Annotated in this window: 12 protein-coding genes; 9 read left to right on the top strand and 3 right to left on the bottom strand. The window is 68.8% G+C overall.

The genetic code is table 11. The features are described 5' to 3' along the window. Positions 1-38 precede the first annotated feature (38 nt). Positions 39-1,004 carry a sugar-binding transcriptional regulator gene (locus tag LY12_RS25605; RefSeq protein WP_372493648.1) on the bottom strand — a complete coding sequence of 322 codons (966 nt, stop codon included), beginning with the start codon at positions 1,002-1,004 and terminating at the stop codon, positions 39-41. Positions 1,005-1,263: 259 nt separating this feature from the next. Between LY12_RS25605 and LY12_RS25600 the strand changes: the two genes are divergently transcribed. From LY12_RS25600 to xylB, 6 genes are read left to right on the top strand one after another with little or no spacing between them, the layout of a single operon-like run. After that, entirely contained in the window at positions 1,264-2,268 is a 1,005-nt protein-coding gene (locus LY12_RS25600; RefSeq protein WP_253860046.1) for a zinc-dependent alcohol dehydrogenase family protein, read from the top strand. After that, positions 2,261-3,631, top strand: coding sequence for an ABC transporter substrate-binding protein (locus tag LY12_RS25595; protein WP_253860045.1), 1,371 nt, complete (start codon positions 2,261-2,263; stop codon positions 3,629-3,631). The genes LY12_RS25600 and LY12_RS25595 overlap by 8 nt, the downstream gene beginning before the upstream one ends. A gap of 34 nt (positions 3,632-3,665) precedes the next feature. Next, positions 3,666-4,598, top strand: coding sequence for a carbohydrate ABC transporter permease (locus tag LY12_RS25590; RefSeq protein WP_253860044.1), 933 nt, complete (start codon positions 3,666-3,668; stop codon positions 4,596-4,598). 1 nt (position 4,599) lies between these two features. Further along, the gene (locus LY12_RS25585; protein WP_253860043.1) at positions 4,600-5,424 is read left to right on the top strand and encodes a carbohydrate ABC transporter permease; all 825 of its coding nucleotides are present in this window, start codon (positions 4,600-4,602) and stop codon (positions 5,422-5,424) included. Positions 5,425-5,435: 11 nt separating this feature from the next. Then, positions 5,436-6,512 (top strand): ABC transporter ATP-binding protein, encoded by a 1,077-nt coding sequence (locus LY12_RS25580; RefSeq protein WP_253860042.1) that lies wholly within the window; start codon positions 5,436-5,438, stop codon positions 6,510-6,512. 53 nt (positions 6,513-6,565) lie between these two features. After that, entirely contained in the window at positions 6,566-7,966 is a 1,401-nt protein-coding gene (gene xylB / locus LY12_RS25575; RefSeq protein WP_253860041.1) for a xylulokinase, read from the top strand. A gap of 87 nt (positions 7,967-8,053) precedes the next feature. Here the strand turns inward: xylB and LY12_RS25570 are convergent, their stop codons facing one another. Then, positions 8,054-9,109, bottom strand: a complete 1,056-nt coding sequence (locus LY12_RS25570) for a thermonuclease family protein (protein ID WP_253860040.1) — start codon at positions 9,107-9,109, stop codon at positions 8,054-8,056. Between the two features lie 201 nt (positions 9,110-9,310). Between LY12_RS25570 and LY12_RS25565 the strand changes: the two genes are divergently transcribed. Then, positions 9,311-10,486 (top strand): low temperature requirement protein A, encoded by a 1,176-nt coding sequence (locus LY12_RS25565; protein WP_253860039.1) that lies wholly within the window; start codon positions 9,311-9,313, stop codon positions 10,484-10,486. Positions 10,487-11,212: 726 nt separating this feature from the next. On the opposite strand, the gene LY12_RS25560 is transcribed toward LY12_RS25565, so the two are convergent. Beyond that, positions 11,213-11,794 (bottom strand): TetR/AcrR family transcriptional regulator, encoded by a 582-nt coding sequence (locus tag LY12_RS25560; protein ID WP_253860038.1) that lies wholly within the window; start codon positions 11,792-11,794, stop codon positions 11,213-11,215. A 172-nt stretch (positions 11,795-11,966) separates the two neighbouring features. On the opposite strand from LY12_RS25560, the gene LY12_RS25555 reads away from it, so the two are divergent. Together LY12_RS25555 and LY12_RS25550 are read left to right on the top strand one after the other, a co-directional pair. Then, complete coding sequence (locus tag LY12_RS25555; protein ID WP_253860037.1) at positions 11,967-13,136, top strand: MFS transporter; 1,170 nt, start codon at positions 11,967-11,969, stop codon at positions 13,134-13,136. A 120-nt stretch (positions 13,137-13,256) separates the two neighbouring features. Beyond that, positions 13,257-13,856 (top strand): hypothetical protein, encoded by a 600-nt coding sequence (locus LY12_RS25550; protein WP_253860036.1) that lies wholly within the window; start codon positions 13,257-13,259, stop codon positions 13,854-13,856. The last annotated feature ends 488 nt before the right edge of the window (positions 13,857-14,344 follow it).

The following is a 14,344-nucleotide window of genomic DNA, read 5'->3' as shown; positions in this document are numbered from 1 at the left end:
CCGGTACCGGCCGCGGCGCAGGCCTGGGCGAGGGGCCCTCACGCCTGCGCGAGGAGACGTTCGGCGGCGCCCGCGTCGGTGATGAGGGTGTCGACCATGCCCGACCGCAGCACCGCGGCGATGGCGTCGGCCTTACCGGCGCCGCCACCGAGGGCGATGACCTCGGGGACACGTTTCAGTTCGGGGACGCTGACGGCGAGGACGTGGTGGCCGGGATGGCCGGCGAGTTCGTTGCCGTCGGCGTCGAAGAGCCGTGCGGCGACCTCGGCGACGGCGCCCTTGCGGGCGAGCTCCTCGCGCTGCTGTTGGCCGAGCACGCTGTAGACGGTGGACTGTCCACTCCGCCACGCGCCGATGCTGACGACCGCCGTGGTGATCTTAGCGAACCGTTCGAACGCCTCGGCGATGCCGGGCTGTTGCCGCAGGGTCTGAGCCGTGCGGTGATCCGGAAGTACCAGTGGGCCGAAGACGGGGAACGCCTCCCCGCCGGAGACCGCGGCGATCCGGCGGACCGTTTCGACCGAGCGGTCGGCCGAGTTCTCCCGGGTGTCGATCCGCGACGAGACGCCGCACAGCTGCACCACGGGGCAGCGTGCAAGCCCGCGCAGCGAGTCGGTCATCGCGTTGACGGTCCGCGCCCAGACGACGCCGAGCACGTCGTCCTCGGTGATCAACTCGGTCAGCAGATCGGCAGCCAGCGCGCCGAGGTGCCTGCGGAGTTCGATCTCGGTGCGCTGTGCTCGTTCGAGCACGAGTGCCCTGCGGATCCCGTACGCGGAGGCCACTTCGTCGGACAGCGTCGGCTCGAGGGGAGCAGGCAGGTCGAACTCCACGCGGATCAACCCGTTGTCACGTGCCTGGTCCAGGATACGCGCGACCTTGAACCGGCTGATGCCGAACTCCTCGGCGATCTCCAGCTTCGACGAGCCCTGGACGTAGAACCTTCTGCCGATCGACGCCGCGAGTAGCAACTCGGCGGGTCCCTGCCGGTCACGGCGCCGCATCTTGCTCATATGAGCAACTTAGCACGAACTTCCCCTGGAAACGTTGACTTCACGTCGATCCGAAGCATTCAATGCAGCTGTAAGTCAACGTTCAGGCAATGGGCAGTACCGCTCAGTTGAGCGGATATCAGCCCGGCTTGGTCCTGATCGGCCGCTTCGACGCCGCAGCGGGTGCCACCGAGGTGACATCGGACAGGTCGTGGCGGCCGGCGGAACCGGGCCGGCACTGCCCGAGTGAGCACCAGGAGGGTGGCGCCTCATGCGGGCCGCGATCATCGATACGCCGGGCTCGGTACGCGTCGGCGAGGTCCCCGACCCCAAACCGGCCGACCACGACGTCGTCGTGGCCGTGGGCGCGTGCGGTATCTGCGGGACGGATCTGCACATCGCCGACGGGCACTTCCCGCCGACGCCGTATCCCATCGTCCCCGGTCACGAATTCGCAGGACGGATCGTCGAGGTCGGAGCGAACGCACCCGGCGGGCTGACCGTCGGCGACCGCGTGGCCGTCGACCCGTCGCTGTTCTGCGGCCACTGCGGCCCGTGCCGGGCGGGTCGCGGCAATCTCTGCGCCAACTGGGGCGCCACCGGTGACACCGTCGACGGTGCCTTCGCCGAGTACGTCGCCGTGCCCGCAGCCACCTGCTACCGCATGCCGGACGAGATGACGTACCAGGAGGGTGCGCTGGTGGAACCGGTGTCGTGCGCGGTTCACGGCGTGCGGCGCATCGGTGTCGAGGCCGGTGAGCGTTTCCTGGTGCTCGGCGCGGGCACGATGGGCCTGATCATGCAGCAGCTGCTGCAACGCGCGGGTGCGACCGTCACGATGGTCGACCGCAACACCGAACGGCTCGCCAGGCCCCGCGAGCTCGGCGCCGAGGTCGCGGTTGCCGATGTCACCGAGCTCGGTGACGAGAAGTTCGACGCCGCGGTCGACTGCACGGGTGCCGTACCCGCCATCGAGGCCGCGTTCGACTCGCTGCGCCGCGGCGGTCGCCTCCTCGTGTTCGGCGTCGCCCCCGAGGATGCGCGCGTGGCGCTGTCGCCGTTCCGCATCTACAACGACGAGATCACCATCGTCGGCTCGATGGCGGTGCTGCACAGCTACGGAGCGGCACTGAACCTCGTGGCCACGGGGGCGATCGACACGTCGTCGCTGCTCACCGAGAGCCTGCCGCTGGAGCAGTTCGGCGACGCACTGCAGCTCATGCGCAGCGGCCGGGGCCTGAAGACACAGGTACTGCCGGGGTCCGCCGATGCGTAGGCCGGAACCGCGGCGACGCGGATTCCTCGCACGGCTGGGGATTCTGCTCACCGCGCTGCTGCCCGCGGCGGGCTGCGCGGGTGCGGGCGCACTCGGCGCGGGCGGGGAGACGCTCGTCATCGCGATCGTGTCGAACCCGCAGATGGAGGACGCCGTCGCGCTGTCGCACCGGTTCGAGGCGCAGCACCCCGGCGTTCAGCTGAAGTTCGTGCAGCTGCCCGAGAACCAGGCACGCGCGAAGATCACCGCGTCGGTCGCCAACGAGGGTGGCGAGTTCGACGCCGTGATGATCAGCAACTACGAGACGCCGCAGTGGGCGGAGAACGGCTGGCTGGAGAATCTGCAGCCGCGCATCGACGCCGACCCGGGTTACGACGCGGGCGACTTCATCCCGAGCATCCGGGAGGCGCTGTCGCATCAGGGCGACATGTACGCGGTCCCGTTCTACGGCGAATCGTCCTTCGTGGCCTATCGCAAGGACCTGTTCGCGAAGGCGGGGCTGGCGATGCCGGACAATCCGACCTGGGAGCAGATCCGGGGTTTCGCGAAGCGGCTGCACGACCCGGCGAACGGCATCGCTGGTATCTGCCTGCGCGGCAAGCCGGGGTGGGGTGAGAGCCTCGCGCCGTTCAACACGGTCGTGAACACCTTCGGCGGCCGGTGGTACGACGAGAACTGGAACGCGAAGCTCGACTCGCCGGAGTTCCGCAAGGCGTGGAACTTCTACATCGACCTGGTGCGAAACCACGGTGAGGTCGGTGCTTCGTCGGCCGGCTTCCAGGAGTGCGGCAACCGATACGGCCGCGGACAGGCTGCCATGTGGTACGACGCGACCGTCATGGCCGGCACCAACGAGGACCCGAAGAGCAGCGAGGTCGTCGGAAAGTCGGGGTACGCGCCTGCGCCGCGGCAGCGGACCGAGGCGGGCGGCTGGCTGTACACGTGGTCGCTCGCCATTCCGAAGGTCGCGGAGAACAAGGACACCGCGTGGGAGTTCCTCCGCTGGATGACGGGCAAGGAGTTCGTGCGAACCGTCGGCAACGAGTTCGGATGGAACCGCGTGCCCACCGGGTCCCGGAACTCCACGTACGACATCCCGCAGTACAGGAAGGCCGCTGAAGCATACGCACAGCCCACATTGGACGCCATCAGCGTTGCCGACCAGCAGCACACGATGACGAAACCGGTGCCGTACGAGGGAATTCAGTTCCTGAGCATCCCCGAGTTCCAGGACCTCGGAACGAGGGTGTCGCAGCAGCTCTCGGCCGCGATCGCAGGGCAGAAGACCCCGGAGGAAGCGCTCCAGCAGGCGCAGGAGTACGCGGTGACGGTCGGCAAGTCCTATCAGGAGAGCGGAGAATGACGCCGAAACACACCGTGTCGGCAGGAGGTGAGCGATGACTGCCCTCATCGAGGCTCCCCAGTCGTCGGAGCCGCCTGCCACGCGAACCAGGACGCAGGCGCGGTCGGCAGCGTGGAAACGGCGCGCGCCGCTGCTGCCCGCGCTGCTGTTCACGATCGCGGTCACCCAGGTTCCCTTCCTGGTGACGGTCTTCTACTCGTTCCAGTCGTGGAACATGGTCCGGCCCGGCTCGCAGCACTTCGTCGGGTTCGACAACTACGTCGACGTGTTCACCGACTCGGTGTTCCTGCAGGCACTCGGCAACACGGTGACGATCACCGTGGTGTGCGTGCTCGTGGCGATGCTGCTCGGTCTCGGGCTGGCGCTGCTGCTGGACCGCAAGTTCCTCGGCCGCGGCATCGTGCGGACACTGCTGATCACGCCGTTCCTGATCCTGCCCGCGGCAGGCGCGCTGTTGTGGAAGACGACGATGTTCGACCCGAGCTACGGCCTGCTCAACTGGGCCTTCGGCATCGAGGTCGAATGGCTGTCGGACTATCCGCTGGCCGCGGTGATGACGCAGATCGTGTGGCAGTGGACGCCGTTCATGATGCTGCTGATCCTCGCGGGCCTGCAGGCGCAGTCGCGCGAGGTCCTCGAAGCGGCGCAGGTCGACGGTGCGGGCCGGTGGCGCACGTTCGTGTCCATCACGTTGCCCCAGCTCTCGCGGTACCTCCAGCTCGCGGTGCTGCTCGGCGCGATCTACATCGTCAACAGCTTCGACGCGATCTACCTGATGACGCAGGGCGGCCCGGGAACGGCCAGCACCAACCTGCCGTACTACATCTATCAGCGCGCGTTCGAGGGTTTCGACGTCGGCCAGTCCTCGGCGATGGGCGTGGTCGTCGTGGCGATGACCCTGATCGTGGCGACTTTCGCACTGCGGCTCATGTTCCGGGCCTTCGACGTCTCGCGTGGGGTGAAGTGACATGACTGCCAGGACGAACCGGCTGGGCCGGAGCGCGCTGACAGGGCTCACCTGGCTCGTCGCGCTGTTGTTCGTGTTCCCGGTGATCTGGATGGTCGTGACCTCGTTCAAGCACGAGGTCGACGCCGCCACCGATCCGCCGACGTTCGCGTTCGCGCCGACTCTCGAACAGTTCACGACGATCCTCGACCGGGGTTTCCTGCCGTATCTGGCGAACTCGGCGTTCGTGACGGTGCTGTCCACTGCGCTCGTGCTGCTGCTCGGCGTGCCCGCGGCGTACGCGCTGTCGCTCGCACCGGTCAAGCAGACCTCGAACGCTCTCGGCTTCTTCCTGTCGACGAAGATGCTGCCGATCGTCGCTGCGATCATCCCGCTGTACATCATCTCGCAGAACCTCGGCATGCTCGACAACGTGTGGGCGCTGATCGTGCTGTACGCGGGCATGAACCTGCCGCTCGCGGTGTGGATGATGCGCTCGTTCTTCCTCGAGGTGCCCACCGAGATGATCGAGGCGGCACGCGTCGACGGTGCGAAACTGCCCACCGTGCTGTACCGCGTCATACTTCCCGTCGTGGCACCGGGAATCGCGGCGACAGCGCTGATCTGTGTGATCTTCTCGTGGACCGAGTTCTTCTACGCGGTCAACCTGACGGCCGCGCAGGCCGGCACGGTGCCGGTGTTCCTGGTCGGCTTCATCACCAGCGAGGGCCTGTTCTGGGCCCAACTGTCGGCCGCGGCGCTGCTCGCCTCGCTGCCGGTGATGATCGTCGGCTGGATCGCACAGAACCACCTGGTACGCGGCCTCTCCATGGGCGCGGTCAAGTAAAGGAGTCATCGATGGCGCAAGTGGCATATGCCGGTGCATCCCGCGTCTACCCTGGCGCGCACTCCGTGCGGGCCGTCGACGGCCTGGATCTGTGCATCGGCGACGGCGAGTTCCTCGTGCTCGTCGGGCCGTCCGGTTCCGGCAAGTCGACGGCGCTGCGCATGGCCGCCGGGCTGGAGGACGTGGACGAGGGGTCCATCTCGATCGGCGACCGTGATGTGACACACCTTCCGCCGAAGGACCGCGACATCGCGATGGTCTTCCAGTCGTACGCGCTGTACCCGCACATGAGCGTGCGCGAGAACATGGCGTTCTCGCTGAAACTGCGCGGCATGTCCAAATCGGAGGTGAACGCGAAGGTCGAGGAGGCCGCCGAGCTGCTCGACCTGACGAAGTATCTCGATCGCAAACCGAAGGCCCTTTCCGGAGGCCAGCGGCAACGGGTGGCGATGGGCAGAGCGATCGTCCGGGAACCGAGCGTGTTCCTGATGGACGAACCGCTGTCCAATCTGGACGCCAAACTCCGGGTGGAGACGCGCGCCAACATCGCCGCCCTGCAGCGACGGCTCGGCACCACGACGATCTACGTGACACACGACCAGGTCGAGGCCATGACGATGGGCGACCGGGTGGCGGTGCTGCGCGACGGCGTGCTGCAACAGTGCGCCTCCCCTCGTGAGCTGTACGACACGCCGCGGAACGTGTTCGTCGCCGGGTTCATCGGCTCGCCGGCCATGAACCTGCTGACGCTGCCGGTCGACGGCGACGGGGTGAAGCTCGGCGAGCTGAAGGTGCAGCTGCCGGTCCGCGTCGAGCCGGGCGAGGTCACGGTCGGCATCCGGCCCGAGACACTCTCCCTGGTCGGAGCGGCCGAGGACGGCTTCGAACTGCAGGTGGAGCTGGTCGAGGAGCTCGGTGCCGACGCCTACGTGCACGGCACCCTCGCCGGCCACGCCGACAAGATCGTCGTACGCGCGGACGGCCGCACCCCGCCGAGGCTCGGTGAGGCGGTGCGCGTCGCGGTGCGGGACACTGGCGAGGTACACGTCTTCGACCCGGAGTCCGGCCTGCGCATCGGCGCGGAATGACCGGCTCCGGACGGTGACGGCCGTCGAGCAGGAGCGAAGGGGCGCCTGACACTGTGAACGAGCTCGTAGCCGGAGTTGATTCGTCGACGCAGTCCACCAAGGTCGTCGTGTGCGAGGCCGCGAGCGGACGGGTGGTGCGGACCGGGCAGGCCGCGCACCCGGATGCCACGGAGGTCGACCCCGCCGAGTGGTGGGCGGCACTGCGCACCGCGGGTGACGGTCTGCTCGACGACGTCGCCGCGATCGCCGTCGCCGGGCAGCAACACGGCATGGTGACCGTCGACGACGACGGCGACGTGGTGCGCGACGCACTGCTGTGGAACGACGTCCGCTCCGCAGGCGCTGCCGACGACCTCGTGGCCGAGCTGGGCGGCGGCCAACCCTGGGCGGACGCCGTCGGGTCCGTGCCGCTGGCCAGCTTCACGGTGACCAAGCTGCGGTGGCTGGCCGAACACGAACCCGACGCGGCGAAACGCGTCGCCCGCGTGCTGCTGCCCCACGACTGGCTGACCTGGCAGCTGCTCGACCGGGCAGGCGATCCGACCACCGACCGCGGCGACGCCTCCGGCACCGGCTACTACTCGGCCGTCGACGGTTCATACCGCACGGACCTGCTGGTCAGGGCGTTCGGCAGGGAACCGGGCCTGCCGACGGTGCTGGAACCGGCCGGGGCGGCGGGACACACCGCCGACGGTGTACTCGTCGCCGCGGGCACGGGCGACAACATGGCCGCGGGCCTCGCGCTCGAACTCGCCGACGGCGACGTCGCCGTGTCACTCGGCACGAGCGGCACCGTCTTCGGCGTGTCCGAGAAACCGGTCGCCGACGGTTCCGGCGTCGTAGCCGGCTTCGCCGACGCCACCGGCCGGTACCTGCCGCTGGCGTGCACGCTCAACGCCGCGCGCGTGCTCACCTCCACCGCCGCGATGCTCGGCACCGACCTCGAAGGTCTCGACCAGCTGGCACTGTCGGCATCGCCCGGCGCCGACGGGCTGACGTTGCTGCCCTACCTGGACGGCGAGCGGACGCCGAACCTGCCCGACGCCACGGGCTCGCTCGTCGGCCTCCGGCGGTCCAACATGACGCCCGCCAACGTGGCGCGCGCCGCCGTCGAAGGGATGCTGTGCGGGCTCGCCGCGGGCCTCGACTCGTTGCGTGAACACGGCGTGGCGCTGCGGCGAGTGCTGCTCACCGGTGGTGCGTCGCGGTCGGCTGCCGTCCGGGCCATCGCACCCGGGGTGTTCGGCGCGGACGTGGTCCTTCCGCCGGAGATGGAGCACGTCGCCGTCGGCGCGGCGCGGCAGGCCGCGTGGGCGCTGCGCGGCGGGGCGGAACCGCCGAGCTGGCGTGGCCACGACGACGGTACGACCCTCACCCCGCCGGCCGCCGACCTCGACGCGGGCGCGAACGTGGTGGAAGCCCACCGGGCGGCGAGGCAGCACCTGCACCCCTGACCGCGTGTCCCGCACTCGGCACCGCGTGTTCTGCACTCGGCACCGCTGGGCGCAGCCGAGTTGCCGTCCGGTCGCCATCGGTTGACGTCAGCTGTCACAACCGATGCCGTCATCGTCGGCGTCGAATTCGTGCGGATCGCCCTCCTGAACCCGGAAGTGGCTTTCGTCGATCTCGCTGCAGTCCTTGTCGGGCGGGTACGGGTAGCTGACGACACCGTCCGGTTCGGATGCCGGTTCCGAGCCGGGGGCGGGCTGTTCCGGCTGCTGCCGTGGCTGTGGTGCGCTCGACGGTTCCGGTGCAGGCTCGGGTGTTGTCGACGTCGGCTGCGTGTCCTCCGGCGCGCCGAACGATGCGCAGGCCGACCACAATCCGGCGGCGACCGATCGCGCTTGGCCGCCGGCGTCTCGGATCGCCGGCCAGTGCTTGTCGTTGGGTTCGTACAGCTCCGGTTGCGCGAAGCCTTCGGTCACCATCGCCTTGTTGACGAAGACGCCCGTGTGGTTCCAGACGTACAGCAGATACCGCCCGTACCGGTCACGGAGCTCCTCGTCGCGCTGCACCCAGATCGTGCCGCCCGGCGGCGCGAGCTCGAGCAGCTTCTCGGTGGCTTCTCGGCCGTAGCACTGCTCCGGTTCGGACGGGTGCTTCGTCTCCGGGGCGTCGATCTGCAACAGGCGAACGTCGACCTGGGCCGTGCTGGCCAGCACACCGCCCGCCGAGACGGCGGCGGCTTCGAGGGTGTCACCGTCGACGACGCGTTCCACTCGAACCCGTTGCGCATCGGCCGGAACTCCGGCCGGGGCGGAGGCGCGCTTCGTCGTGCGCTCGGTCGTGCCGGGGTCGGTCGTGGTCGGCCCAGCGGTCTTCGTCGGCGCCGTGGTCTGGGTCGGCGCAGGCTCCGGGGACGGGCGCGAGGGAGCGGTCGATCTCGGCGGGGCCTCTGCCCTCGTCGCGGTGGGCTCGGCGGGCGTCTTCGGTACGAGGATCACCGCCGCGATCAGCCACAACACCGTCGTGACGACGACCGCCCGCCGCGGGTGCTGTCGCGAGCGGAACCACCGGCGGACCGGGCTCCGCCGGAACAGCGCCATGACCGCGACCACGATCGACGCGAGCATGAAGAACGCGAACAGTGTTTCCACCCCGACCACCCCCGGCCCGTCCCCTCGGCGCCCACGCGCCCCTGCCCGACCCGGGGCCTGATCACCGCGGCGAGGTGGTGCCCCGTGGTCGTCCGGCTCGCGATGGCGGGGCCGCGAGAACTCATCCGAACGGCCGAGCGGAGCAGCGACGCCTACAATCCGAGCGTCCGTGATCAGGGTCGGCTATCTGGAGGGTTCCCCGTGGCACCGCAGGCGACACGGCCGAAGTTGTTGCGGCCGGAAGGGCGGCAACGGTCGGAGGTCGCACCGATCGAGCTGTTCTTCGACCTGGTGTACGTCTTCACGATCATCCAGGTCTCGCACACGCTCCTCGACCACCTCTCGTGGTTCGGGTTCGCCGAGGTCGCCGTGCTGTTCGGCGCCGTGTGGTGGGCGTGGAACTACTCGGCATGGGCGATGAACTGGCTCGACCCGCACAGCGGTCTCGTGCGTGTCCTCAACGGGCTGTTGATGCTCGCCGCGCTGGGTATGGCGCTGGCCCTCCCGCACGCGTTCGCCGAGGACGGCCTGCTGTTCGCGGGGTGCTACGTGGCCGCGCAGGTCATCAGGCCCGCATTCATGGCCGTGGCGATGCGGGGTCACGTGCTCGCGAAGAACTACACGAATCTGCTCGCGTGGAGCGCGTCGGCCGGGGTGCTGTTCCTTGCGGGCGCGTTCCTCGACACGGTGCCGAGGCTGATCGTCTGGGCCGTCGCACTGCTGATCGACGTCTCGGGGCCGCGGTTCGAGTTCCGCTTCCCCGGTCTCGGTTCGGCACCCATGCACACGTGGCCGACCGACGCCGCGCACCTGGCAGAACGCAACCGGCTCGTGTTCATCATCGCGCTCGGCGAGTCGATCCTGATCATGGGCAACACGCTCTACGGCATGGACCCGATCACGACGCGAGCCGTGCTGGCATCGCTGTTCGGCTTCATCGGACTGTTCGTCATGTGGTGGGCGTACTTCGCGCTCGCGGGACACGACACGCAAGCGAGCCAGGGCGACGCCAGCACCAGTGCGCTGCGGTCGGCGTTCGCGTACGCCCACGCGCTGATGGTCGCAGGCGCCATCGTGGTCGCGGTGTCGATCGAACTGCGGATCACCCACGAGCACACCGACCCGGCGCTGGTGTTGACGACGGTCGGCGGACCGCTCATCTACCTGGCGGGCAACATCCTGTTCCTGCGTTCGCGCACCGGTGCGGTGGCCAGGGAGCGGTATCTGGCCGCGGCGGTCCTCGCCGTGATCGGCGTTCTCGGACTGGCCCTCGGACACTCCGTCCCGCCGATCGCCGTCGGGCTCGCGGTGATCGCCGTGATGACGACGCTCGCCGTTGCCACGCAGTTGCGTTCGAAACGGGAGGCCGAGAACTGACCTCGCGCGGTCCCGGCTCGCGTCGAGGGCGCCGGAACGTGAAACACGGCCCCCGGAATCCGCAACACGGCCCCCGGAGGGCGCAACACGGCGAGGGGGCGGGCCCGAAACGACGAGATCGGCACGCCCCCATGGGCATGCCGATCTCCTCAACCCGAAAAGAATGAGAACGGTCCGGTGTTCGACCGCGGCGTGTGAACGCCGGACCGGAAACAACCAACTGGGACTACCGGTGATGGTCAGCGGCCGACCCGCTCTCCCTTGTACGTGGAGAGGCCACGGCCAACGTCCTGCATCCGGTTCAGCTCGGCGACGTAGCGACGAATCGCGGTGTAGATCACTCGCATCCTTTGACACCCCCTTTCAGTACCGCGCTCGCCGTCCCATTTGGCGAGGAGGCTCCTCCGTCGGCGCACAACGCTGCCGCACTCGCGAGTTATCGGTTGCCGGGTGAGTCCCTCGGCGCTGGGGGACGTGGCCCAACGCACCATCGAATGTGCCACGCCCTCCTCGGCCTACGCCAGCTCACAAATGTGGAAAAAGTCGCAGGTCAAGGCTGTAATACGCGGCCGAGTCCGCGCGATTCTCACGCGAGAGTCCTTGCAACCCTTGCGCGGCCGGCGCCCTACCCAACGGGTGCCCGTGGCAAACGCGGCGCCACGTGTGTGCGGATCGCCAGCCTCATGGCTCGGCGGCTGATCGTGTCGTCGACCGCGGACGAACGCGTCAGTCGCGGCCGTGGGCTTGGGCTGCCGCGTGAGCCAGACGACGGCCGGTGCCGATCGGTGACCGCGGGGAACCACGGAGGAATCCGGCCAGGGCTCCGCTGTACGCCACGAGTACCTCATCGGCCAGATCCTGGGCGTGCTGTCCGGCGAGCGGTCGAGACAGGTGCAGGAGGCGGTCGGCGAGCAGGGCGGTGTCGCCGGCCAGGACGTCGCTGATCTCGTCGGCGGCGTCGGCGAGCTCGGTGGCGGCGGCCAGGAAGGCACACCACCGCGAAGGATGACGCCGGTCGTTCCGATAGGACGCCAGGGCGTCGAACACCGCGAGCAACCGATCCAGGTCGTTGTCGGCCGCAACGACGTGCTGGTCCCAGACCGCCTTCCAGTCCGCCAGCCGGACTCGCAGTGCCTCGGCGACCAGAGCGTCCTTGCTGCCGAAATGCGTGTACAAGGTAGCCGTCGAGACTCCGGCTCGGCGCAGTAGCTCGTCGACGGGCGTGTCCCGGATCCCGCGTTCGAACAGCACGTGATCGGCCGCCTCAAGCAGGCGAGCGCGCGCAGGGGTTCGCTGGGCGACGGTCATCACATTATTGTAGGAGCCGCCCGGACAGAACGAACGTTCTGGTAAACCGTGACGGTCATTCTGTTGTTGGAGGGAAAGAAGCGAACCCCGGTGTTCAGCAGCTGCCTGCATCATGGCCCGATCCCGCTGTGGCGGGTGGGGCCGAGTCGCTTCGTCGATGGAAGAGGAATGGATGGGACTCTCCGCGGACGGCCGGATCGGGTTGGCCGGTGCGGCTGTGGTCGGGGTCGCCTTCGGGATGGCTCGCTACGCCTACGGTCTGACGCTGCCGAGTGTCCGGGAGGAGCTGGGGCTTTCCGAGCTCGCTCTCGGCCTCATCGCCAGCGCCACGTTCGCTGGCTACCTGGCGGGACTACTGCTCGCGGGGCGAATCGCTGCCCGCCACGGTTCGCGTGCCCCGACGACCGTAGGCGGCACCTGCGGCGTTCTGGGTGCGGTGATCGTGGCCTTCGCGCAGTCTCCGGGGCTGCTCGCCGTCGGTGTCGTCCTAGCCGGCAGCGCCGGCGGCTGGGTTTGGGCCGCCTACTCCGACATCGTTACCCGTGTGGTGCCCGTGCGGCAGCAGCCCAGAGCTTTGGCGATCATCACGACCGGAACCAGCGGTGGACTGGTGCTGCTCGGCGGACTCGCCGTGCTGGCGCTCGCGGGTTCCTGGCGCCTCGTCTGGGGAGGCATCGCCCTGGCCGCGGCAACCGCCGCACTCGTGAACCTACGCCTGGTGCCGAGAACCAGGTCGGCCCCGCGTCCGGACAGGCAGGGCGGCGCATCGTCGTTGGCGGCAGCGCTGTGGGTCCCGATCGGTTACTCCGTCGTTTACTTCGCGGTCGTCGTCATCTACTTCACCTACGCCGCCGATGTCGTCGACCGCGGTACCCTTCCGGCGGCCGTCGTCCCGGTTCTGTACTCGGCCATCGGCCTCACCGGCATGGTGGGCGTGGCTACGGGGAGCCTTGTCCAACGGGTAGGCAGCTTGCGGGTCGCAGCGCTGTGCCTCGGAACGGTTGGTGCGGCGCTGGCGCTGCTCGGGCTGGCAAGCGACTCGCTGACTGCGACGATTGCCTCGGCGTGCATCTTCGGTATCGGGTACATGATGGGCTCGGCAGTGCTTGCGGTGTGGACCGCCGAGTTGGTCCCCGAGCGTGCCGGCGCGGCGTTCACGATCTGCCTGGTCGTAGGGGCCTTCAGTTCGGTTGCAGCCCCGGCCTTGGCTGGTGCGATGATCCCCGGACTGGGGCTGGGCCCGCTGTTGATCCTCACTTCCGTAACGTCACTGCTCAGTGGGGTGGCGTTGATGTTGCACGGGTCCTCGCGAAGAGTGGTCGCAGGTGGCACCGAACCGTGAGTACGCGAGGCCGCTCCGCCACGATCTCCTCCGCATTGTGACGAGCCGGTTCGGCGGATCACAGGCGAACCGCGCGACGCGGCGAACCGGCGAGGTGATCGCCGTCGTTACCCTGATCGGGTGCATGACGGCTGGTTGATCGATACGAGACCGCCCGCCGAGGAGATTCGGCGCGCCACGGCGTGGGCGTTGGCGGCGGTCGTGTTCGGTGGTGTCTTCATCGGTGCCGGACTGTGGCCCACCGACGATTCGATGCTGCTGCGGCTCATCCCGATACTTCTCGGTGTGCTGACGTTCCTGGGCGGAATGCCGTCGATGCGCAGGCTGCGGCGTGCACTGAAACCGGCCAGGCTGGCACTGACGCCGACGGGACTGGACTACTCCGGCAGGTCGGGGGAACGGCTTCGCGTGGACTGGACCAATGTGCGGTCGGCCGAACTGCGCACGGCCCAGCTCGTGTATTCGCGGCGTGCCCAGCGCCGCGAGGGCGCCGTGCTGACCGCACTCGACCTGCACCTCGACCCGCACGCCGCGTCCGGAGGGTTGGCGGAAGCGCACCGGCTCCATCGAGGCGACGCCGTGTACCAGGTGCGGGTCGGCGGACGTTCCGAGTCGGCCCTGCAGGCCCATGAGGCGCTGCAGCGCTACCTCCCCGGCAGGTACGCGGGCTCGCAGCACATCGGCGACGTCAACGAACGCGTCGAGCACGCGCCGTTCTGACAACTGCGGACCGTGCGCGAGAACCCATCGCGCCGAATCGCGCCTTCGATGGCGGCCACCGGACGACGGGAAACCGCAACACGGGCGCCGGAAACCGCAACACGGCCCCCGGAATCCGCAACACGGGCCCCGGAATCCGCAACACGGGCCCCGGAATCCGCAACACGGCCCCCGGAATCCGCAAGGCGGGTTCTAGTGGTGGTTGCAACGCTCCTGGTTTTGAGGAGTGGTTGTGGGGTTGTCGGTGGTGTGGGATGTGTTTTGTCGGGTGTTGGATGGGGAGGGTGGGAATGTCGCGGCGGCGTCGCGGGCGGTGGGGGTGCATCGTTCGACGGGGTTGAGGTGGGTGCGGGCGGCCCGGGCTGGTGGATATAACCCGGTGGTGTCTGGTGATGGGTCGTTGGCGGCGGTTCAGGCGGAGTTGCATCCCCGGTTTTTGACGTTGCCCGAGCGGGAACGGATCGCGGATCTGCGGCGGGAGGGAATGT

Origin of the sequence: Prauserella alba (assembly GCF_024171735.1) — a bacterium.
GTDB lineage: Bacteria > Actinomycetota > Actinomycetes > Mycobacteriales > Pseudonocardiaceae > Prauserella > Prauserella alba.
The sequence above is the reverse complement of the archived record's forward strand: the minus strand, read 5'-3'. Positions and strand labels throughout refer to the sequence as shown.

Excerpts from the sequence above, each read along its gene's own strand:
- LY12_RS25595 (WP_253860045.1), top strand. The coding sequence starts at position 2,261 with ATGCGTAGGCCGGAACCGCGGCGACGCGGATTCCTCGCACGGCTGGGG.
- LY12_RS25580 (WP_253860042.1), top strand. The coding sequence starts at position 5,436 with ATGGCGCAAGTGGCATATGCCGGTGCATCCCGCGTCTACCCTGGCGCG.
- LY12_RS25555 (WP_253860037.1), top strand. The coding sequence starts at position 11,967 with ATGGGACTCTCCGCGGACGGCCGGATCGGGTTGGCCGGTGCGGCTGTG.
- LY12_RS25560 (WP_253860038.1), bottom strand. The coding sequence starts at position 11,794 with ATGACCGTCGCCCAGCGAACCCCTGCGCGCGCTCGCCTGCTTGAGGCG.
- LY12_RS25600 (WP_253860046.1), top strand. The coding sequence starts at position 1,264 with ATGCGGGCCGCGATCATCGATACGCCGGGCTCGGTACGCGTCGGCGAG.
- LY12_RS25605 (WP_372493648.1), bottom strand. The coding sequence starts at position 1,004 with ATGCGGCGCCGTGACCGGCAGGGACCCGCCGAGTTGCTACTCGCGGCG.
- LY12_RS25585 (WP_253860043.1), top strand. The coding sequence starts at position 4,600 with ATGACTGCCAGGACGAACCGGCTGGGCCGGAGCGCGCTGACAGGGCTC.
- LY12_RS25590 (WP_253860044.1), top strand. The coding sequence starts at position 3,666 with ATGACTGCCCTCATCGAGGCTCCCCAGTCGTCGGAGCCGCCTGCCACG.